This window comes from Caulobacter sp. GW821-FHT09H08 (assembly GCF_059415885.1).
In genome coordinates this window covers 302,711-323,185 of the sequence record NZ_JBWKOC010000001.1, presented here as the reverse complement: position 1 = coordinate 323,185, position 20,475 = coordinate 302,711, and the positions used below count along the sequence as shown (strand labels likewise).

Here is a 20,475-nt window from a genome sequence, read left to right as displayed (position 1 = left end):
GTTATCCAAACGGTTGCATGCTCTAGCTTGAGCGCTCTCGCTTCGCCGACGAAGCGGCGTCGACGGAGCACAACCCACACGCATGTGTGATCGCGCGGATCGCCTTTTGGCGGCTCCGCTTGTCCGGCGTCGTCTGCGTGTTAGGGTTTCAAATACAACCGACGTGCGATGTTGGATTCATGTTGGATTATGCGCCTCGAGATGACGTCCACCAGTCCGAATCGGACCTGATGACGCTCATCGAAACGATCGAGGCCCTGTCGGCGACCCGCACCATCACCGAAGTGGCCGACGTCGTCCGCAAGGCGGCGCGACGCATTTCCGGCGCCGACGGCGTGGCCTTCGTCCTCCGCGATAACGAGCAGTGCTGGTACTTCGACGAAGACGCGATCGGCCCATTGTGGAAGGGCAAGCGCTTCCCGCTGACCGCCTGCATTTCCGGCTGGGCGATGCTGAACCGCGAGACGGTGGTGATCCCGGACATCTATCTGGACGACCGCATTCCACACGACGCCTACCGCCCCACCTTCGTCAAAAGTCTGGTGATGACGCCGGTGCGGATGGAGGACCCGGTCGCCGCGATCGGCGCCTATTGGGCCAAGAGCCACACCCCCTCGCCCGAGGTCGTGCAGAAGCTGCAGGTCATGGCGCGCGCCACCGCCTCGGCCCTGGAGAGCGGCCGCCTGCATGACAGCCTGGTCGACTCGCGCCAGCACGGGACCTTCCTGCTGCAGGAGCTGGACCACCGGGTGAAGAACACCCTGGCCATCGTCCAGTCGATCTCGCGCCAGACCCTGCGCGCCACCCCCTCGCCCGACGCCTTCGCCGAGGTGTTCGAGAACCGCATCCTGGCCCTGTCGCAGGCCCACGAGCTGCTGACCCGCCGCGCGTGGGGCCGCGCCGAGTTCCACGACATCCTGAGCAAGGCCCTGGCGCCGTTCAGCCCAGAGCTGGCCGAGCGCTTCGACATCGTCGGCCCGGCCGTCACCTTCAGCGCCGAGACCTCGGTCTCGGTGCACATGACCCTGCACGAGCTGGCCGTGAACGCGGCCAAGTACGGCGCCCTGTCGACTCCTGAGGGCCGGGTGGTGATCCGCTGGTCGGTCGACGAGGCTGCGACGCCACCGATGCTGACCCTGGGCTGGCGCGAGGTCGGCGGTCCCGCGCTGGACGGCCCGCCTGAGCGCCGCGGTTTCGGCGTCCAGATGATCGAGCGCGGCATGGCCCGCGACCTGGGCGGCAAGGCCGCTCTCGACTTCACGCCCGAAGGCGTGGTCTACACCCTCCGCGCCCCACTCTCGCAGAGGATGAGTCTCGCCGCATGAAGCCAGCCAAGGTCATGATCGTCGAGGACGAGGCGCTGGTGGCCATGATGGTCGAGGACATGCTCGACGACCTGGGATGTGTGGTGGCCGGCTCGTTCGGCGCGGTTCGCGACGCCCTGGCCTGGCTGGGCGGCAACCCGGCGCCCGACGGCGCGGTGCTGGACGTCAATATCGGCGGCGAGATGGTCTTCCCCGTGGCCGAACAGCTGCGCGAGCGTGGCGTGCCGTTCGTCTTCGCCACCGGCTATGGCGATCTGCCGCGCAAGGGCTTCGAGAGCATCGAGGTGCTGGCCAAGCCGATCAATGTCAGCGCGCTTCGCCTGGCCGTGAACAAGTTCCGCGCCGACTAGGCGCCGCCTTCGCGCAAGAAGTCGATGAAGGCCCGCAGCGGCGCGGGCGCCCGGCGTCGGCTGGGATAGTAGAGGTAGAAGCCCCCGTAGTACGGGCACCAGTCCTCCAGCACCCGCACCAGCCTGCCCGCCGCGATCAGGTCCGCGACCTGGTCCTCGAAGGCGAAAGTCACCCCCACCCCGTCCAGCGCCGCCTGGATCATCAGGCCCTGGTCGCTGAGAGTCAGGGGTCCGTCGACCTCGATGTTCAGTTCGACCCCGCCGCGTTCGAACTCCCAGTGATAGAAACGGCCACTGGCGAAGCGGAAGCGGATGCAGGGCAGGTCCTTCAGCTGCTCGGGCGTCGTGGGCTTGGCGTGGCGCTCGAAGAAGGCCGGCGAGGCGACGATGGCGGTGCGCTGGCGTCCCCCGATCGGCACGGCGACCATGTCCTGGGCGATGGTCTCGCCAAAGCGCACCCCGGCGTCGCAGCCCTCGGCGACCATGTCGACCAGCTTGCCGTCGACGAGGATCTCGACCTTCACGCCGGGCTGCCTGGCGATGAAGCGGTTGACTGCCGGTAGCAGCGCCACCTCGGCCGCGCCGCGCGAGGCGTTGATGCGCAGCATGCCCATCGGCTGCCCCCGAAAGTTGTTGAGGTCGTCCAGGGCGTCGTCGATGTCGCGGAAGGCCGGCGACACCCGCTCGAACAGGGCCTCGCCAGCCTCGGTCAGGGCGACGCTGCGAGTGGTGCGGTTGACCAGGCGCAGGTCCAGCCGCTCCTCGATGCCACGTAGGGCGTGGCTCAGGGCCGAGGGCGTGCAGCCCAGTTCGTCGGCGGCCCGGCGGAAGCTCTTGTGGCGGGCGATGGCCAGGAAGCTGGCCAGGTCAGCGGGGGCGACGGGGCGCATTGATGAATCAAGCTCACGATCTCGGCGACAAAGGCGATGATTATCTCATCGAAGGCCGAGGTCTAGATGTTCGGCCGTCGCCGCGCTGATCCCCGACGCGGCCCAACGGAAAGAACGGACAATGCGCACCTGGTTCATCACCGGCGCCTCGCGCGGCTTCGGCGCCCTGATCGCCGAGAAGGCCCTGGCCAAGGGCGACGCCGTCGTCGCCACCGCCCGCAATCCCCAATCGGTCATCGACCGCCTGGGCGCGCACGACAAGCTGCTGGCCGTCGCCCTGGACGTAACCGATGAGGCGCAAGGCCACGCCGCCGCCAAGGCCGCCGTCGAGCGCTTCGGCCGCATCGACGTGCTCGTCAACAACGCCGGCTACGGCCTGCTCGGCGCGGTCGAGGAAGCCACGGGCGCCGAGATCGAGGCGCTGTACCGCACCAACGTCTTCGGCCTGCTGGCCGCGACCCGGGCCGTGCTGCCGCACATGCGTCGCCAACGGTCGGGCCGGATCCTGAACCTGTCGTCGGTGGGCGGCCTGCGCTCGGCGGCGGGCTTCGGCGTCTACTGCTCGACCAAGTTCGCGGTGGAGGGCCTCACCCAGGCCCTGGCCGCCGAGCTGGCGCCGCTAGGGATCTTCGCCACCGCCGTCGAGCCGGGCTATTTCCGCACGGACTTCCTGGACGCGACCTCGCTCAGCGTCAGCCCGTCCACCATCGCCGACTATCACGAGACGGCCGGCGCCGTGCGGACCCGCGCGGCCCAGATCAGCCACGCCCAGCCCGGCGATCCGCGCCGCCTGGCCCAGGTGCTGGTCGAGTTCGTCGACGCCCCCAACCCGCCGGTTCGTTTGCCCCTCGGCAGCGACACGGCGGCGGCGATGGAGGCCGTAGCGGCCGAGCTGATTTCGACGCTGGGCGACTGGCGGACGGTGGCGGAGTCGACGGACTTTCCGGCGGAGGAAGCGGCTTAGATCACGCCGCGCAACAACACCGTGTCATCCCGGAAGCCTCGAAGAGGCTGTCCGGGATGACAATTTAGGGTCCGAACCGCAACACCAGGATCTGGTTCGCCTGGTTGGCGTCGTAGTTGTCATCCGAGGCCAACACCAAGGTCCGGCTCCCGTCCTTCAGGCGCGGCCCCCAGGCCATGCCTTCCAGGTTGTCGATCCGGACGCCCAGGCTGTCGAAGTTCAGCAGCAGCCTCTTCTCGACCGCCCGCACCGGTGTCGCCGCGAGGCTCTCGACTTTCGAGACGTCCTGAGCCTTGGCGAGATCGGTCACATACAGGCGGATGTGGTAACTGTAGCGCCCGTCCGCGCCTTTGGCCGCCGAGCGCTCCAGCACCAGCAGGCGATGGTCGTCCAGGGTCAGGATCTCGCTGACGCCGTTGTCGTTCACGCCGACCGGCGAGGCGACCTGCACCGGATCGACGCGATAGGCGTACTGGGCCAGCAGCCTGCCTGAGCGATCCACACGGGTCAGTCGGGCGAGACCGCCCTCGGCCACCGACGGGATCGGGCCATCCTGCGCCAGCGGCCATTCCATCGACAGCCACAGAGACCGTCCGTCGACGGACCAGCTGATCCCCTCGGTCGTGGTGTTCTTGCGCGCGCCGGTCTTGCCGCCCTCGTGGAAGGTCAGGTTTTCGGGAACCACATGCCGCGCGATCGAGGTCCCGTCGGCTTTCATCGATCGCACGGCCGGCGGATAGCCGTGGTCGAAGTCGCCCTCGGTGACCCAGACCAGATCGTGGCTCAGGGGGTCGAAGCGGATGGCCTCGCCGTCGGCGGCCTCGGTCCCGGCCTTGCGATCCGGGAAGGTCACGCCGTCCTCGCGGCGCAAGGGGACCATCGTGTCCAGGGTCGGCCCACAGGGCATGCCCGGCCGGACATCGATCCGTCCCAGGAAGAAATGCGACGGCCCGCGCTCGGACTTGTCGTCGCTGATGAAGGCCCACAAGCCCGAACGCGGGTCGTAGTCGATGCCCGAGACACCACCGTAGCCGCCGCCCTGGAACACGATGCCCTTGGGCGTCTCGCAGGCCTTGATCAGCGACACGCGCTCTTTGGCGACGGCCGGCGTCGCCAGCAGCAGGGCGGCCAGGACCAGGGCCTTCATAGTCTCAGCTCCATGGGACGGCCCTCTGGCTCGGTGGCGGCAGGCATGGTCTCGGCGCGGTCGAGCACGAAGGCCAGCCGCCGCCGGAACGCGTCCGGATCGATGGTGAAGGGTTGGGTCTGGGGCGCGATGGTATGCAGCCTCGCCCGGCCGTCGGCGGGCAGGATGTAGCCGACGTCGTGGCGGCGGAAATGCCCGATCCGCGACTGCACCTCGACCAGCCAGTTCAGCGACACGACCTGGCAGCCCGCCGGCGACAGCAGGGCGTTGTGCAGGCCCGAGCCGAACTCGCCGACCACCACCCGAGCGCGGGAGAAGATCCGCGCCTGCTCCTCCCAGGGCAGGGTCTCGGGCCGCAGGACGGTCAGGCCCATCTCCTGGGCGATCCCCTCGATCTCGGCCTCGTTGGCCATCTCGCGGAAGGTCGTCGGCGTACGCACCCCCGCCCGGCTGACGAAGACCTTGTCGAAGCCGCCGTCGGGCCAGACCGAGGCCTGCTGCTCCAGGCTCCCGCGCAGGGCGTCGTGGAAGAAGTAGTCCTTGTGCAGCATGTGCGGCAGCAGGGCCGCACCGATCTCCACCGCCTCGCGGCGCGGATCGTAGGTGACGATCTCCAGGCCCGAGACCACTTGGCTGGCAATCCGCGCCATGTAGGCGGGCGCGCTGGCCGGCAGCAGCAGCGGCGCAACGATCCCCGCCTCGATCAGCGCCCGGATCAGGAAGAGCTTCGGATACATCTCGGTCAGCCAGTGACCCCAGACATAGTTGAAGTGGGTGATGACGAAGGCGCGCGGTAGGCTCTTGCGGACCGGCGCCGTGAAGTTCCAGGCCTCAGGCGTCAGGCCGTGCTCGTACCAGTGGCGGACGTAGAACGGATAGGCGCTCTCGGCGTAGACGAGCTCACCATCCAACTTCAGGTGCGCGCCCAGGCCGCCGGCGACGACGCGGTGGGCGACGAGGAGGTCGATGTCGGGCGCGACGCCGGACGGGTCGTGCAGGGCGTTCAGCTGCTCGCCCTCGGTGGGCCATAGCAGCGGTCGCGCCGGGACCGGCCCGCTGGTCTCCATCAGCCGCACCCGTGCGGTCCGATGGACGCCACCCAAAGCCTCACCGACCGAGACGCGGTCGCTGTCCGAGATATCAACCCAGGCCACTGGTCCAGGAGCCGCTTCCGGCAGCAAGGTCTTCAGCTTGCGCCCCACACGTCCGGCCAGACGCGTGAGCGGGTTCACAGCTCGAAGCTCGCGCGGTAGCCGGCCCCGATGGCGATGGCGGCGCTCAGCCGCTCGATCGCGTGAGCCGTGGTGCCGTCCACGCGCCCCAGCTCGGCCTCGAAGCCGATCGCCTCGTCGGTCAGGTCGGCCAGTGGCGCGAAGGCTTCCGTCCGCCCCCAGAACATCGAGCCGGCCGCGAACGGCGTATCGGGGCGCAGCTTCAGGTCCATGCGCTGGGCCAGGCGCTCCACCTGCGCGCGGTTGTTGGCCATGACGTCCTGCTCGCCCAGCTGCATGCGGGCGTCGGAGGCCGCCAGCAGGCCCAGCTTCAGATCCTCGGCAAAGCGGCCCAACGCCAGGCTCACGGCGTCGGCGCCGACCAGGCCGTCGACCAGGGCTGTGCGCCAGTCGTCGCCGTCGGCGCGGTGCGGCGAGCGCTTGGTGTGCAGTTTGCAAAACACCGAATAGCCCAGACCGCGCGCGGTCCGCAGCGCCTCGACGAACGGGCGGATGTCGCGACCCCGGTTCTCGACCACCAGGACCAGGGCCTTCGGGAAGGTCGCGCGCAGGCGGACGAGATCGGCCTCGCTCCAGCGCTCGGGGATGGTGACGATCAGGTCGGCGCGATCACCGACGCCGGCCAGGCGCTCGGCGAACCACTCGATCAGTTCGGGATAGTAGAGGTGCAGCAGCACCGCTGTGCCCGAGGTTCGAGCGAAGCCGGCCGTCGCCTCCGCCACCAGCGGATGCTCGGGTGTCAGGTCCGGCGCCCACGGCTTCAGCGCGGCGGCGGTGGCGTGCAGATAGGCGTGGCCGAACCAGCGGTCGGGCTCCAGATAGGCGCCCTCGCCCCACTCGTTCCAGGCGTTGACGAACACCAGCGCCTCGTCGGCCGGCTTGGCGGCGGCCACGTGGGCCAGCGCCCCCGACAGCCAGTCGCGATAGAGCACCGGATCGGCGCCGTGAAACACCTTGCCGCCACCCGGTTTGCGGGCCTGGTTGTCCCAGCCCGGCATGACCGTCGGCACGAAGTTGGGATCGGCCGTCTTCAGCGCCGCCAGCTTGTCGGCCGCCACGGTCGCGTAGTCGTAGACCTCGCCCTGGAAGCTTCCGTGCAGCGGGGTGACCTTGTCGGTGACCTGGCCCTTGTCGATGCCATGCGGCGGGAAGTCGATCAGGCCGTCGAAGCCGTGGCTCTCATAGTCCGCGAAGCCGAACGCCGTGGTGCAGTAGAGCGCCAGCTCGCCCAGGCCCAGCTCGCGCGCCAGGGTCCGCCAGCGCTGCGTCGTGGCCTTGGAGTCCGGCAGCAGTTCGGGGCGATAGACCACCAGGACCGGCTTGCCGCCCACTCGCACGTAGCGCGGATCGGCCATGTAGCGGGCCATGTCGCGGAAGACGGCCAGGTCGTCTTCGGGCGAGTGGTTCTGGCCGATCAGGACGTTGCTCTCGTCGCCGTCCCAGCGCCGTGTCCAGTTCTCGTTGGCCCAGCAGAGGGCGAACGGCAGGTCCAGGGACGGGTCGGCCAGATAAGCGTCCAGCGGCCGCTCCAGCAGCCGCTTCCCGTCGAACCAGTAGTAGTGGAAGCAGAAGCCCGCGATCCCGGCGTTGCGGGCCATCGTCACCTGCTGGGCCATCACCTCAGGCAGGCGCAGGTCGTAGTAGCCCAGATCGGCCGGCAAGCGTGGCTGGTAGTGGCCCAGGAACTGCGGCTGGGCCTTGGAGACGTTGGTCCACTCGGTGAAGCCCTTGCCCCACCAGGCGTCATTCTCCGGGAACGGATGGAATTGCGGCAGGTAGAAGGCCAGCACCCGAGGCGCGTCGGCCTTGATCCGCACCGGCTCCATCATCGGGCCGGCATAGTGCGGGCTGCGGGTGTTCTGGGCGACGTTGAAGGCGTGGACATAGGTCTCGCGCCAGGCGTCGCCGCCGTCGGCCGAGCGGACCGGGCGCACCGCCCCACGCAAGGACTTGCTCCGCCGCCACAGCGCCGCCGCCGGGGCGCGCAGCGGGCCCAGCACCGCCTTGGCCGTCTCGACCAGCGGGCCCAGCGCGCCGCGCGGATCCGCGTCCAGCTTGCCGGCTCCCGCGACCTTGAAGCCGCCGATCGCGAAGCGGCCCGCCGCTTCGGACAGGATCAGGCGCACGCCCAGCAGCCGACGCCCTCGCGCCGGCAGCACCGCGAACAGGCCCTCGGTCCCGGGCTTCAGCCGCGCGAAGGAGTCCTCGGAATAGCCGCCACCCCAGTCGGCCTGCACCGAGGCGCCAGCCAGGGTTCCTTCGAGAGCGACGATGTCGACATCGATGCGGATCGACCGCACCTCGGCGATCCTGTCACTCGACGTCCACTGCAGGAAGGCGCCGCCGGTCTTGGCCTCGAACACCGCACGGCCGTCGACGGGAGCCGCCGAGGCGGCGTCGCGACCGGGTTTCAGGCCAAGGGCGGCCGGGCTCATGCGGCCTGGGCTGCGCGGTAGGCGTTCCATTCCTCGGTCGTGCCGAGGAACACGATGTTGCCGGCCTGCAGTTCGCAGACGCGGTTGCAGACCTTGTTGACCATCTCGTGGTCGTGGGTGGCGATGACGACGATCTTGGCGTCCTCGACCATCTTGTGCATCCGGTCGGTGGCCTTCTGCATGAAGGCCGCGTCACCGGCGCTGAGCCACTCGTCCAGCACCAGGATGTCGGCCTCGAACTCGGTGGCGACCGTGAACATCAGGCGCGCCAGCATGCCGGCGGAGTAGGTGCGGACCGGCAGGTGCAGGAAGTCGCCCAGGCCTGAGAACTCGGCGATGGCCTCGACGCGACTGTCGATCACCTTGCGCGTCAGGCGGCGCATCATGCCCAGCTTGTGGATGTTGCGAAGGCCGGTGGCCTCCATGTCCAGGCCGGCGTTGATGGCGATCATCGAGGTGATGTCGCCGTCGATCTCAAGGTCGCCCCGCGTCGGGTGATAGATGCCGGCGATGACCTTGAGCAGGGTCGTCTTGCCCGAGCCGTTGTGGCCCACCAGGGCGATGCGGTCGCCCTCGGTGATCTCAAGATTGATGTTCGACAGCGCCTTGACCGCGGCGACGTCGCCGGCGGCCTTGTACATCTTGCCGCCGACCGCGAGGTTGAACACGGCGCTGCGCAGCGACTGCGAGCGCAGGCTGTAGACGAAGTAGTCGAGATCGACGTCCGTCAGCTTGATCCGGTGAGTCATCGCCGTCTCCCTACAGCCAGAAGACCACGCGCTTGCGGAACAAGGCCAGCAGCACGAGTGCGATGAGGGCGAAGACGCCCATGGTGCCCAGGCTCCACCACCAGTCGACGGCGGCGGGCGCATGGCCGGTCAGGGGCGCGCGGAGCAGCTCCACCTGGTGGGCCAGCGGGTTGTAGTCGACCACCCAGCGGTGCTTTCCGCTGATATTCGTGGACACCCAGAACACCGGCGTCACGTAGAAGGCCAGTTGCACCACGTAGCTCATCATGTAGGCCACGTCGCGGAAGCGGGTCGACGGGATGGCGATGATGAACCCCAGGAAGCAGACGATCAGCATGATCAGCGCCACCGCCGGGATCAGCGTCCAGTGCGGGATCGAGAACCGGTTCAGCAGCAGCATCATCGCCCAGAAGGCGATCATCTGGAAAAGGAAGTTCGTCGCCGACTTCTGGGCGTGCAGGAACACGTAGAAGGTCAGCGGCAGGCGCTGGCTCTGCATCAGGCCGGCATTGTAGAGGAAGATCGCCTGGGCCTCGGCGATCGTGGTCCCGACCAGCGACCAGGCCAGCAGGCCGGCCACCACCTGCGGGTAGTTCTTCATGATGTCAGCGCCCATCAGGGCGCTGACCAGGAAGGCCAGGGCGAAGGCGACGACCAGCAGGTTGCAGGCCATCCAGAAGGGACCCAGGATCGAGCGCTGGAAGCGCGCCGCCGTCTGGTCCAGGCCGAGCCGCCACCACAAGGGCGCGAGACGGATGCCGTCTCCCACGTCCTTCAGCGCCGCCTTCAGGGAACTCGGCATTCGCAACCTTCCAAAGCGCCCCGAGGGCGATCAGCAAGGCGTCTGCTTACAGAGCCCCGAGCCGCCCGACAATGCTTAGGAGGGTCCCCGAGCGCCGGTCTCTGAACACGGCGCCCGGAGTGTTGCGTAAAAACTTTAGTCGAGGGCCTTGAAGCGCACGGCGGTTCCCCCGCCAGGGGCCATGTCGAAGTCCAGGCTGTCCTTGGCGGTGACGACCTTCTTCTCGACCGTCAGGGCGCCGGGGTTGTTGCGATAGTCGGCCCAGGGGCCGTCCCGATAGATCTGAGCCTCGTAGCGTTTACCAGGAGCCAGGAAGTCTAGCTTCTGGGTCAACTTGCGGGCCGTCTCGTCGGTCAACGCGCCCAGGAACCAGTCCTTGCCGCCGCGCGGCTGGCGGGCGACGACGATGTAGTCGCCGATCTGGCCCTGCAGGGTCTTGGACGTCTCCCAGTCGGTGGCCACGTCGCGGATGAACTGGAAGGCGTCGGGACGGGCCTCGTAGTTCTCCGGCAGGTCGGCCGCCATGTGGATCGGGCTGTAGAGCACCACGTACAGCGCCAGCTGCACGGCGATGGTCGACTGGCCGCGACGGGTCAGCTCGTCCTTGCCGTGGACCACGTCCATGATGCCCGGCGTGAAGTCCATCGGCCCCGCCAGCATGCGGGTGAAGGGCAGGATCACCGTGTGCTCGGGCGGGTTGGTCGGATTGCCCCAGGCGTTGAACTCCTGCCCGCGCGCGCCCTCGCGGCTCAGCATGTTGGGCCAGGTGCGGCGCAGGCCGGTGTCCTTGACCGGCTCGTGGGCGTCGATCGAGATCTTGTGGCGAGCCGCGACCTCGGCGACGTGCAGGTTGTGGCGGACCATGTACTGGCCGGCGAACCACTGCTGCTGGCCGTCCTGGTCGAGGATCGTGCCGCTGTGGCGGACATAGCCGGTCTTCACCTGGCTGACCCCGACGCTCTCATAGAGCTTCATGGCGTCTTCCAGCTGGGCCTCGTAGTTGGGCACCGCGCCGGCCGTCTCGTTGTGGCCGATCAGCTTGACCCCCTTGGACTTGCCGTAGTCGGTGATCGCCTTGATGTCGAAGTCCGGATAGGCCTGGGTGAAGCTGAACTTCTCGCCGTTGGCGATCCAGTCGCCGTCCCAGCCCTTGTTCCAGCCCTCGACCAGCACGCCGTCGAAGCCGTACTTGGCCGCGAAGTCGATATAGCGCTTGGTGTTGGCGGTCGTCGCGCCGTGGATCTGGCCGCTGCCCCAGGTCGAGCGGTTCAGGTGCATCTCCCACCAGATGCCGACATACTTGCCGGGCTGGATCCAGGAGGTGTCGGCCAGCTTGCTGGGTTCGTTGAGGTTCAACTCGATGCGGCTGTCGGCCAGAGCGCCGGCGCTGTCGCCGATCAGCACGGTGCGCCAGGGCGTGGTGAAGGCGCCGGTCTTCCTGGCCAGGGTCCCGTCCTGCCAAGGCATCAGCTTGGCCTTGTATGTCCCCGCGCCATTGCCGGCGAGCAGCATCGACGGAAAGTCGACCAGGGCCGCTTCGTGGATGGAGAGGTGCAGGCCGCCCTTCTCGCGCAGGGTCAGAGGCGTCTCGGCCAGGGTGATCCGGCGCGCGTCGGTCTGGGTATAGAGGTACTCGTCGCGCTCCTGGCCCAGGGCCTCGTACCACCAGGCGTCATAGGCCCCGACGGGTTTGAACTCGGTGCGGTCGTCGGTGACCGCCACGGCCTGGCCGGCCGGGATGGCGGTGTAGGCATAGCGGAAGCCCAGGCCATCATCGAACAGGCGGAAGACGACGTCGAAGCTCTTGTTCAGCGGCGTGTCGCCGGCCAGGGAGACGGTCAGTTCCGAATGGTTGTCGCGGATGACCCGCTGCTCGCCCCAGGGCTGCTCCCAGGTCGTGTCCGAGGCCGAACGCTTGGCGGCGGTGATGCCCGTGATCCGCGCCTGCGGCTCGCCCGCGAACGACAGCCCCATCGGCGCGGCCGCCAGCACCGGCTTGCCGCTCTTGCTCACCTCGTAGAAGGCCTGACCGTCCTTGGTGAAGACGCACACCTCGATCACCTTGCCCGGCGACTGGGCGCATTCGCGTTCCGCGGCCTGAGCGATCGCCGGCGAGGCCAGGGCGGCCAGCAAGGCGAGGGTTCGGAAGCTCATCGAACGGTCTTTCTTCGAAAAGGGCGCCCCGGCTCCGCAGGATGGGGAGCCGGAGACGCAGGGGGGAGGACTTGGGCCGGCCCGATACGAGGGTCGACCGAACACAAGAAGGGCTCCGTGGCGCGCGCCGAATTGCCCGCGCCTGACGAAGATCGGACGAGAGGAGGTCGAGGGCGGGCGCTATCCGGTGTCGACCGCCTCGATGAAGCCATTGGCCGTCAACCGGCCCGTGGCGGGATCGGCCGCGCCGCCACCCTGGCCCAGCAGGCCAGCGTGGAGGACGTGGCCTCGGTAGAGGATCAGCCGATTGAAGACCGGCTCGACCGCATCGATCAGGTCGTAGCCGGGCGTCTCGGCGCCGGCGAAGCTGCAGCGCTCCTGGGAGAGTTCGGCCTCGACGGCGGCGGCGTAGGCGCCCGTGCGTGAGGCGTCCACGGACTCGAAACCCGTGGCCTGGTGCCGGAAGAAGCCCGTGCCGCCGAAGTCGCCCTGGCAGAAGTAGTGGACCATGGCCAGCCGACCGGGGTCCGGCGCGTCCAGGTGCGGCAGGGTCTGCACCGGTGTCGCGGCCTCCACCGGCGTGGTGGCCAGGGCGAAGAAGCCGAAAAACTTCAGCATCGCCTGGGCCGAGACACCGAACGCCGCCTCGATCGGGCCGCGCAGGGCGGTGACCACCGTGCGGTAGTAGGCCTCGGGCAGATTGGCGTTGAGCCCCGGATAGTTCGTGTGCGGCGGCCGGTAGAAGTCGGCGGCGCGGGCCGCGTCGACCATCGCCCACGGATCGGCCAGCACGTCGTCGACGACCAGCAGCGGCTGCTGCTCGATTCCGACCTTGCGCAGGCGGATGCTGATGTCCGGACCCAGCAGCAGGGGTTTGACGGCGGTCGCGACGCTCATGTCGGCGACCTCAGCAGGGCCATCTTCAGCTGCTGCTTCAGGGCCGAGCGCTGGGCGGAGCTCAGCGCCCCGAGCGCTCCGCGCAGAGCCTCGGGGATGTGCGCCGTCGCCTCGCCTCGATCGCCGAAGACGTACGCAGCGAACATCTCGCGCCAATAGGCCTTCTCGCCCTCTGGCAGGTCCTTCAGCGCCAGCAGGGCGATCTGGAAGGCGTCGACCGGGCGCTCCAGCCCGACCGCCGTATCGCCCCACCAGTAGTTGACCATGGCGTTGTAGGGCTCGAGCGAGGTGACGTGATGCCACCAGTGCTTGGGCATGAAGAGGGCGTCGCCGGGCTCCAGCCACGCCACGCGGGCGGCGGCGTAGGCGTCGCGGTACTTCGGGAATCGCGCCAGGTCCGGCGCTTCCGGATCGACCAGCGACAGCGGCGGCGGGTTCTCCAGCGGACCGACATAGAGGTTGCTGACCTGCTCGGGCGGGAACAGCACGAACCGGCGGCGACCAGCGAGCACGACCGCCAGATTGTGGTCGCGGTCGTTGTGGGTCTGGGTGCGCAGCGGCCCACCGACCCACAGGCGCGGCATGACCTTGGCCGAGACCAGCGGCATCGGGTTCTGGCGCACGAACTCGGGCATGTGGGTCCCGAGCGGCAGCATCTGGATGGCCACGAACGGCGCATCCTTCTGGCCCAGCAGGCTCTCGATACGGTCCAGGGTCTGGCCGATCCCGGCGTTGCGCTTGGAAAAGCTGAACTCGCGCATGTCCGGGCCGTAGGCGTACCAGCCGTTGGTGCTGGCCGGGGCCTCCATGACGGGGCCTGGCAAGCCGGCGTCCATCGCCTTGAGATAGGCGTTCATCGACCCTGGCGAGCGACCGGCGGCCAGGGCCGGCCAGGCGTCAGCCAGGCCCTTGATCACCACCGGCGCCTCGGCCGCGACGATGCGCTCGAACCCTTCCGGCGACGGCGCGGCGACGGCGGCCACACGCGGCAGGGCTTCCAGGCTCAGGGCGGGGTCGATGGCGAGGCCGCTATCCATGGACGGGCTCCCGACCGCAGAAGCTTTCCAGATAGAGGTCGTGGGTCGGCTGGCGCTCGACCTGATCCTTGATGAAGCCGAGGATGCGCCGGAACTCGTGCTTCATCAGCTCGGGCGAGGTCGCATCGATCATCGGCGCGTGGCTGTCGGGCGTGACGCCGTGGCCGACAAACACCGCCCGCCAGCTGTCGTTCGAGAGGCTGTCGTATTCGAACGGGGCGATCTCACCGCGCGCGCGGAACAGGGCAATACGCTGAGCCAGCTCCGGAGAGGTCGCCGCCTGGCGCGCGCGGGTCCAGAAGTCCGAGGCGCCGTAGCGGTTCAGGGCGTAGTGCAGCTGCTGGAAGTCGCGCACCCGCTCGAACTGCTCGCGCGTGGCCTTGCCGTAGGCGGCGCGCTCGTAGGTCCAGTCGGCGCAGACCGGGAACAGGGTCAGCAGCTGGACGAGGCCCATCTGCACCGCGTGCAGGTCGACACCGTGCAGGGGATCGAACACGCAGGCCGCCTCGCCGAGGGCGACGACGTTGTGCTCCCAGGCCGACAGGCGGCGGCCCGGATCGGAAATCGCGATCGCGGCGTCCTTGAACGGCAGCCCGGAGGCCGCGCCGGCGGCCTGTAGCGCCTCTTCATCCGTACACAGATCGGAGGCGTAGACCTGCACGATGTGCGTCTGGTTCTGCGCCGGATGCAGGGCCGTCCAGCCCCGCGCCCAGGCGCGGCTCTCGGCATAGGCCGGGATCGACGGGAAGGCGGGCGCCACGGCGGTCAGGATGCGATCGGCCGGGAAGGCCGTGCGCCAGGAGTCGCGCCCCACGCCGAGCACGCCGTCGATCAGCAGGCCCTCGGCCGCGGTGTCGACGAAGAGATCTCCGGCGACCTTGCGGCCTTCGCCGAGGTCCAGCGTGGCGATGCCGCCGTCCTCGCCGCGTTCGGCGGAGACGCTCAGCGCCTGCAGGGCCTCGACGCCCCGGCGGACGGCCAGGCTCTTGAGCACGCCCGCATAGGCCTGGGCCGGCAGGTGGTAGCCGTATTCGCTGCGCCCGAAGGTCTCGATGTCGTCATCGGTCAGGACGAACCGGCCATGCTTGGCGGCGGCGGCGGTCAGCGAGAAGTCCGCGAACTCGGCGTTCAGGCCCAGGCCTCGCGCCTTCAGCCAGAACGGGAAGAAGTCGCGACCGTCGATCGGCGCGCCGTGCGTCCCCTGGGCGTGGAAGAAGGCGCCCGCCTGACCCGTCAGGTCCGAGAAATTGCCACCCAGCGAGAAGGTCCCGCCGGTCAGTCGCATCAGGCTCGACTCGTCCAGGCCCATCTGGTTGTGCAGGGCCTCCAGCGCCGGCTGGGTGGCGTGGACGCTGGCCGGCGTGAGGCGGCTGGGCAGCTCCACCGCCGTGACCGCCACGCCGGCCGGCTCCAGCGCGGCGCGCAGGACGGCGGCGGACAGCCACAGCGCGGCGTCGCGTCCCACAACCACGACCCTGTTCGGCGCGGCGCTCATTGGGCGACCGCCTTGGGCATGGGAACGGCCTCGGCCGCGCCCGGCGCATATCGCGCGATGAAGTCAGCGTGGGAGCTCATCGCCGCGACGTTCGTATCGATCCGCGTCTTCAGGTCGGCCAGCTTGGCGCCCAGCACGTCCAACGGGATCGTCTCGGCCAGGCGGTCATAGGCCCGGGGCGTGATCCCTTGCCCTTCCAGCACCGACAGCCAGCTGTCGCGCGAGAACAGGCCGTACTTGTAGTCCGGCAGGCCGGCCCGGCGCTCGAACAGGGCCAGCTTTTCTTCGAGGCTGGCGGGGATTTCCATGGCCCGGACATGATCCCACAGCGGCTGCCCCACGCGCTGGTTCAGGCGGTAGTGCAGGATCAGAAAGTCACGGATGCGGTCGTACTGGATCTCGAACAGCCGGTTGAACTCGGCCGACAGGCGCGGGTCCATGCCGGTCTGCTTGGTCGGCATCAGGTTGATCAGGTCGATCACCGCCGCCTGGATCAGGAAGATGCTGGTCGACTCCAAGGGCTCCAGGAAGCCGCTGGCCAAGCCCATGGCCACGACGTTGCGGGTCCAGCCCGACTTCCGACGACCGGCGGCGAAGCGCAGCAGCTTGGGCTCCATCTGGGCCGGGGCGTCGAGTTGAGCCAGCAAGGTCTCCCGCGCCCGCTCCTCGTCCATAAAGGCGCTGGAGAACACGTAGCCGTTGCCCGTGCGGTGCTGCAGCGGGATGCGCCAGATCCAGCCGCCCTCCTGGGCGGTGGAGCGGGTGTAGGGGCTGAACTCACCGGCCCGGCCGCAGGGTACGGCCATGGCGCGATCGCACGGCAGCCACTTGGTCCAGCCTTCCCACTCGGCCTTCATCAGCCCGCCCAAGAGCAGCGAGCGGAAGCCCGAGCAGTCGATGAAGAGGTCGCCCTCGATCCGCTGACCGGACTTGAGGGTCAGGCCCGTCACGTCGCCGCGCTCGCCGTCCTGGGCGATGTCGGTGACCATGCCCTCGATGCGCGTCACGCCCCGGGCGATCGACCACCGCCGCAGGAAGGCCGCGTAGAGACCGGCGTCGAAATGGTAGGCGTAAGCATAGGTCGAACGGATGGACTTCTGATCCTCGTTCGGAAATTCGAAGGCGTTCGCTCGGCTGGCGGCGACGGCGTAGGAATAGTCCTGCAGCGGCGCCGGGTTCAGCCCGGCCAGATGGCCCCGCGCCCAGTGATGCTGGAAATCGACCCCGGCCCACGATTCTCCGAACGTGCCGAACGGGTGGATGTAGCGGTCGCCCGCCTGGCCCCAGTTCCGAAACTCGATGCCGAGTTTGAACGTGCCTTGGGTCTGCGACATGAACTGGACTTCGTCGATGCCCAGCATGTCGTTGAAGGTCTTGATGTGCGGCAGGGTCGCTTCACCCACGCCCACCGTCGCGATCTCGTCGGACTCGACCAGGGTAATCGCGTAGTCGCGAGGATCCAGAAGGCGCGACATTCCCGCCGCGCACATCCACCCCGCCGTTCCCCCGCCGACGATGACGACCCTGAAGGTCGCTCTGTTTTCGTCTGTCCGCATGGTCGGACCTCAAACTGGAGCCCATGCCGCCGCGGAGGAGACCGCGACGGCATGGGGCCTTTGGCGTCTAGTACTTGAAGCGGACGCCGAACTGAACGCGACGGTCGTTACGGATCCAGCCGCTGTCTTTCTTCACCGGCGCCGCATTGGGCGTCAGGCCGCTGTCGCCGAACACCTGCTGCTGGAACACCGAAGTGGTGTTGAGCAGGTTCGAGCCTTCCAGCGAAACCTCGATCTTGTCGTTGACCGAGTAGCGGATCGAGCCGTCCAGATAGCCGGCGGCCTTCTGGTAGATCGGCATGCCGATGCAGCAGTCGAGGTTGTTGGTCAGGAACGACGAGCGCCAGTTGTAGGCCAGGCGCATGGCGATCGGACCTTTCTCATACAGGCCCACGAGGTTGTAGGCGTTGTCGGAGATGCCGGCGAGGCGGTGGCTGTCCATGACCTGGCCGTTGACCTGCAGGCCGCCGCCGAAGGCGATGGTGCCGCCGGCCGCATAGCCGGGCTGGTTGGCCAGGTTGGAGTTGCTGATCCCCGACTGCTTGGTGTGGGTCCAGTTGGCCTGGAAACCCAGGCCGCTCCAGATCCCCGGCAGGAAGTCGAAGAAGGTCTGGTAGGCCAGCTCGAAGCCCTTCAGCTCACCGCCGCCATTGCCGTTGCGCGGGCCGCGCACCAACACGTTCTGGGTCGAACCGTTGTTGGTGAACGAGCGCAGGAACTCGCCGTAGGCGATGGAGCCGTTCAGCTTCTTGTAGAACAGCGCCGCCGTGAACGAGCTCGAAGGCGTGAAGTAGTTCTCGTAGGTCACGTCGAACTGGTCGGCGGTGATCGGCTTGAGCGCCGCGTAGCCGGAGTCCGCGTTGAACTGGAAGTTATAGCCGGCGACGTTGGCCGCCGTCTTCGGACCCGCCGGGTCCTTCCAGATGATGTACGGCGAGTCCGGACCGGTGTTGATGGCCGGGCTCTGCACGCCGACGAAGTTGCGCAGCAGGCCGAAGTCCGGACGCGACAGGGCGCGCGAAGCGGCGAAGCGGACGAACTGCTTGTCGGTCAAGCCGAAGCGGACGTTGAAGCTGGGCAGCCAGTTGTCGTGCTTCTGGCCGAAGCTGTTCAGCGACGAGCCGCCGTTCGAGAAGGCCAGTAGGTCGGGCTTCAGCCAGCATGAGATGTTGGTGACGTTGTTGCCCGACAGCGGCGTGGCGCACGGGATGGCCGCCGCGGTCGCGTACCAGGTGTTGACCGGGAAGGCGACGCCGCCCGAGCTCGACACGTCGGTGCTGACATAGCGGATGCCGACATTGCCCTGGACGGTGACGCCGTCGAAGATCGTCTTGTCGTCGCCGCCGAAGCGCAGCATCGCGTAGGCCGCCTTGGTCTTCTCCTGCACCTTCAGCATTTCAGGCGGGATGAAGCAGCCCTCGGTGTTGGCGGTGCGCTCGCACAGCGGGGTCCACTGCATCGGCGAGTTGGTGGTCTTGCCGGAGAGCGCCTTGATCAGGCCGTCGTGGTCCGCCAGCGTGTCCTTGCTGAGGAAGACCATGTTCCCGTTCGGGAAAACCTTGCCGTTGTAGAAGTCGCCGAGGCTGTCGACGCTCCAGATGCCGGCGCCGTAGCCCTTGAAGGTGTCGGTGCGACCGCAGGCCGCCGGATAGGCGGTCGGCGTGGTGTTGTCGATGTTGAAGCCCGGACCGTTGCAGTTCCACGGCGCGGCCACCGGCGACCAGTTGTAGGTCGAGTAGCGAACGTTCTGCTTACGGTCGGCAAAGCGCACGCCCACCTTCAGCGAGTTCAGCCAGCCGCCGTTGTCGAAGCTGTATTCGGCGTCGCCGCGCAGGGCCAGTTCCTTGGCGTCGTTGTCCTCGTAGTGGTCCTGGATGAACGGGATCCAGTAGTTGTGCGGGTTGGCGATGCCGCCCGGGGCGTAGTTGACGTTCGAGCCCGGCAGCAGGGTGATCTTCGGCGTGCCGTCCTTGTTCACCTCGTACTTGGCGTCGGCCATCGTGCGGTTGGCGACCAGGATGTCGTAGTTGTTGGTGGTGGCCTTGATGTACTGGCTGTCGAAGCTGGTGTGCAGCTTGTCGCTGACATCCCATTCCAGGTGCATCGAGAAGTCCTTGGTGCCCTCGGAGTGGTTGAAGTTCCGGGCCTGGTTCTCGATGTAGAGGCCTTCGCGCTGGGTGGCGCAGGCGGGTGCGCCGGCGCCGCAGTAGTTGACGAACGGCAGGCCGGCCACGGCCGAGCCCCGCGCGATGTTGTCGGCGGTGCTGCCGCCCCAGTCGCCGGTCGGCTGGGTCAGCGTGCCGGAGGTCAGCATGCCGTCGGCGCCGAAGGTGAAGGCCGAGGCGCCGGCCGCCGGAGCGATGAACGCGGTCGTCTGCGGCGAGAAGGCCGGCGAGGCCCACAGGCCGAACATGCCGACGTTCACGCTGCGCTCGAGCCAGGCGTTCTTGTAGTAGCTGTCGTTGTACGTGGCCGAGAAGCGGACGTTGCCCTCGTTGTTCTCGTACTGGAAGGCCAGGGCCGAGCCGTGGCGCTTACGGTCGTAGACGACCTGCGAGTAGTTGACCTGGTCGGGCATGAACACCCAGCCCGACCCGCCGTACGGGTTGGCCGTACAGGCGATGGTGCCGTCCGACTTCACGATCGCCTTGCCGCTGGCGTCCTGGTAGCCGGCCGAGCAGAAGGTGCCGATGCGCTGCATCACCACGCCTTCGGTCTGGGTCAGGACGTGCGAGTTGGCGTAGTTGGCCATCAGGCCGATACGGCCGGCGTCGGTGTCCCAGGTCTTGGTGATGACGCCCGAATATTCGTAGGTCGTCTTCTTGGACTTGTCGCCGTAGTTGGCCTTGCCGGTGACCGAGATCACCTGGCCCTTGGTGTCGAACGGCAGGCGGGTGCGCAGGTTGACCGTGCCGGCGATACCGCCTTCGATCATCTCGGCCGTCTGGTTCTTGTAGCTGTCGACGCCGGCCATCAGTTCCGGCGAGATGTCGTTGAAGTTCAGGCCGCGCGCGGCGTCGGCCGAGAAGCTGTCACGACCGTTGAACTCGGTGCGCACCTGGGTCAGGCCGCGGATCAGCACGCTGGCCGGTTCGGCCGAGAAGTGCGAGCTGTCGTCGCTGGACTGCAGGCGGGAAACGGTGATGCCGGGCACGCGCTGCAGCGCTTCGGCCACGGACTTGTCGGGGAAGGCCCCGATGTCGGTCGCGGTGATCGAGTCGACCACCGTGTCGGCGTTCTTCTTGATGACCTGGGCGGTTTCCAGCGACTTGCGCACGCCGACCACGACGACCTCGTCGACGGTGTCGTCCGGACCGGTCTTGGCCGTCTCTTGCGCATAGGCTTGACCGGCCACGCCGAGCGCGGCGAGCGCCACCAGCGAAACAGTCCCCCGCAGGACGGTCTTTCGGCCACGGCCGAAATCGAAGTTCCTCATCCCTCT

The 20,475-nt window shown here is 68.1% G+C and carries 15 protein-coding genes; 3 read left to right on the top strand and 12 right to left on the bottom strand.

Going from position 1 to position 20,475, the window contains the following annotated elements:
* The first annotated feature begins 230 nt into the window (after positions 1 to 230).
* Both AC07NN_RS01630 and AC07NN_RS01625 read left to right on the top strand, forming a co-directional pair.
* Entirely contained in the window at positions 231 to 1,325 is a 1,095-nt protein-coding gene (locus AC07NN_RS01630; RefSeq protein WP_494637403.1) for a sensor histidine kinase, read from the top strand.
* On the top strand, positions 1,322 to 1,675 hold the full coding sequence (locus AC07NN_RS01625; RefSeq protein ID WP_494637402.1) for a response regulator: 354 nt from the start codon (positions 1,322 to 1,324) through the stop codon (positions 1,673 to 1,675). Before AC07NN_RS01630 ends, AC07NN_RS01625 begins: the two co-directional genes overlap by 4 nt.
* On the opposite strand, the gene AC07NN_RS01620 is transcribed toward AC07NN_RS01625, so the two are convergent.
* Positions 1,672 to 2,565: a LysR family transcriptional regulator gene (locus AC07NN_RS01620; protein WP_494637401.1), complete on the bottom strand. Its 894-nt coding sequence runs from the start codon at positions 2,563 to 2,565 to the stop codon at positions 1,672 to 1,674. The genes AC07NN_RS01625 and AC07NN_RS01620 overlap by 4 nt on opposite strands.
* 121 nt (positions 2,566 to 2,686) lie before the next feature.
* Here AC07NN_RS01620 and AC07NN_RS01615 point away from each other — a divergent pair, with 121 nt between their 5' ends.
* Positions 2,687 to 3,529, top strand: coding sequence for an oxidoreductase (locus AC07NN_RS01615; protein WP_494637400.1), 843 nt, complete (start codon positions 2,687 to 2,689; stop codon positions 3,527 to 3,529).
* Positions 3,530 to 3,593: 64 nt separating this feature from the next.
* On the opposite strand, the gene AC07NN_RS01610 is transcribed toward AC07NN_RS01615, so the two are convergent.
* From AC07NN_RS01610 to AC07NN_RS01560, 11 genes are all read right to left on the bottom strand, one after another.
* Positions 3,594 to 4,676, bottom strand: a complete 1,083-nt coding sequence (locus AC07NN_RS01610) for an esterase-like activity of phytase family protein (RefSeq protein WP_494637399.1) — start codon at positions 4,674 to 4,676, stop codon at positions 3,594 to 3,596.
* On the bottom strand, positions 4,673 to 5,908 hold the full coding sequence (locus tag AC07NN_RS01605) for a glycosyltransferase family 61 protein (protein ID WP_494637398.1): 1,236 nt from the start codon (positions 5,906 to 5,908) through the stop codon (positions 4,673 to 4,675). The genes AC07NN_RS01610 and AC07NN_RS01605 overlap by 4 nt, the downstream gene beginning before the upstream one ends.
* The gene (locus AC07NN_RS01600) at positions 5,905 to 8,373 is read right to left on the bottom strand and encodes a glycoside hydrolase family 99-like domain-containing protein (protein ID WP_494637397.1); all 2,469 of its coding nucleotides are present in this window, start codon (positions 8,371 to 8,373) and stop codon (positions 5,905 to 5,907) included. Before AC07NN_RS01600 ends, AC07NN_RS01605 begins: the two co-directional genes overlap by 4 nt.
* Positions 8,340 to 9,092: an ABC transporter ATP-binding protein gene (locus tag AC07NN_RS01595; protein ID WP_494637396.1), complete on the bottom strand. Its 753-nt coding sequence runs from the start codon at positions 9,090 to 9,092 to the stop codon at positions 8,340 to 8,342. Before AC07NN_RS01595 ends, AC07NN_RS01600 begins: the two co-directional genes overlap by 34 nt.
* Before the next feature lie 10 nt (positions 9,093 to 9,102).
* Positions 9,103 to 9,894: an ABC transporter permease gene (locus tag AC07NN_RS01590; RefSeq protein WP_494637395.1), complete on the bottom strand. Its 792-nt coding sequence runs from the start codon at positions 9,892 to 9,894 to the stop codon at positions 9,103 to 9,105.
* Positions 9,895 to 10,029: 135 nt separating this feature from the next.
* Positions 10,030 to 12,048: a glycoside hydrolase family 97 protein gene (locus AC07NN_RS01585; RefSeq protein ID WP_494637394.1), complete on the bottom strand. Its 2,019-nt coding sequence runs from the start codon at positions 12,046 to 12,048 to the stop codon at positions 10,030 to 10,032.
* A 180-nt stretch (positions 12,049 to 12,228) separates the two neighbouring features.
* Complete coding sequence (locus AC07NN_RS01580; protein WP_494637393.1) at positions 12,229 to 12,945, bottom strand: DUF6445 family protein; 717 nt, start codon at positions 12,943 to 12,945, stop codon at positions 12,229 to 12,231.
* A complete protein-coding gene (locus tag AC07NN_RS01575; protein ID WP_494637392.1) occupies positions 12,942 to 13,982 on the bottom strand; it encodes a cupin-like domain-containing protein in 1,041 nt (346 codons plus the stop codon). The genes AC07NN_RS01580 and AC07NN_RS01575 overlap by 4 nt, the downstream gene beginning before the upstream one ends.
* Positions 13,975 to 15,477, bottom strand: coding sequence for a tryptophan 7-halogenase (locus AC07NN_RS01570; RefSeq protein ID WP_494637391.1), 1,503 nt, complete (start codon positions 15,475 to 15,477; stop codon positions 13,975 to 13,977). The genes AC07NN_RS01575 and AC07NN_RS01570 overlap by 8 nt, the downstream gene beginning before the upstream one ends.
* The gene (locus AC07NN_RS01565) at positions 15,474 to 17,033 is read right to left on the bottom strand and encodes a tryptophan halogenase family protein (RefSeq protein WP_494637390.1); all 1,560 of its coding nucleotides are present in this window, start codon (positions 17,031 to 17,033) and stop codon (positions 15,474 to 15,476) included. The genes AC07NN_RS01570 and AC07NN_RS01565 overlap by 4 nt, the downstream gene beginning before the upstream one ends.
* A gap of 67 nt (positions 17,034 to 17,100) precedes the next feature.
* Entirely contained in the window at positions 17,101 to 20,469 is a 3,369-nt protein-coding gene (locus AC07NN_RS01560) for a TonB-dependent receptor (protein WP_494637389.1), read from the bottom strand.
* Between the last annotated feature and the right edge of the window lie 6 nt (positions 20,470 to 20,475).

Coding starts and splice junctions, on each gene's coding strand:
- AC07NN_RS01630 (WP_494637403.1), top strand. CDS start 231: ATGACGCTCATCGAAACGATCGAGGCCCTGTCGGCGACCCGCACCATC.
- AC07NN_RS01625 (WP_494637402.1), top strand. CDS start 1,322: ATGAAGCCAGCCAAGGTCATGATCGTCGAGGACGAGGCGCTGGTGGCC.
- AC07NN_RS01620 (WP_494637401.1), bottom strand. CDS start 2,565: ATGCGCCCCGTCGCCCCCGCTGACCTGGCCAGCTTCCTGGCCATCGCC.
- AC07NN_RS01615 (WP_494637400.1), top strand. CDS start 2,687: ATGCGCACCTGGTTCATCACCGGCGCCTCGCGCGGCTTCGGCGCCCTG.
- AC07NN_RS01610 (WP_494637399.1), bottom strand. CDS start 4,676: ATGAAGGCCCTGGTCCTGGCCGCCCTGCTGCTGGCGACGCCGGCCGTC.
- AC07NN_RS01600 (WP_494637397.1), bottom strand. CDS start 8,373: ATGGAACGCCTACCGCGCAGCCCAGGCCGCATGAGCCCGGCCGCCCTT.
- AC07NN_RS01595 (WP_494637396.1), bottom strand. CDS start 9,092: ATGACTCACCGGATCAAGCTGACGGACGTCGATCTCGACTACTTCGTC.
- AC07NN_RS01590 (WP_494637395.1), bottom strand. CDS start 9,894: ATGCCGAGTTCCCTGAAGGCGGCGCTGAAGGACGTGGGAGACGGCATC.
- AC07NN_RS01585 (WP_494637394.1), bottom strand. CDS start 12,048: ATGAGCTTCCGAACCCTCGCCTTGCTGGCCGCCCTGGCCTCGCCGGCG.
- AC07NN_RS01580 (WP_494637393.1), bottom strand. CDS start 12,945: ATGAGCGTCGCGACCGCCGTCAAACCCCTGCTGCTGGGTCCGGACATC.
- AC07NN_RS01575 (WP_494637392.1), bottom strand. CDS start 13,982: ATGGATAGCGGCCTCGCCATCGACCCCGCCCTGAGCCTGGAAGCCCTG.
- AC07NN_RS01570 (WP_494637391.1), bottom strand. CDS start 15,477: ATGAGCGCCGCGCCGAACAGGGTCGTGGTTGTGGGACGCGACGCCGCG.
- AC07NN_RS01565 (WP_494637390.1), bottom strand. CDS start 17,033: ATGCGGACAGACGAAAACAGAGCGACCTTCAGGGTCGTCATCGTCGGC.
- AC07NN_RS01560 (WP_494637389.1), bottom strand. CDS start 20,469: ATGAGGAACTTCGATTTCGGCCGTGGCCGAAAGACCGTCCTGCGGGGG.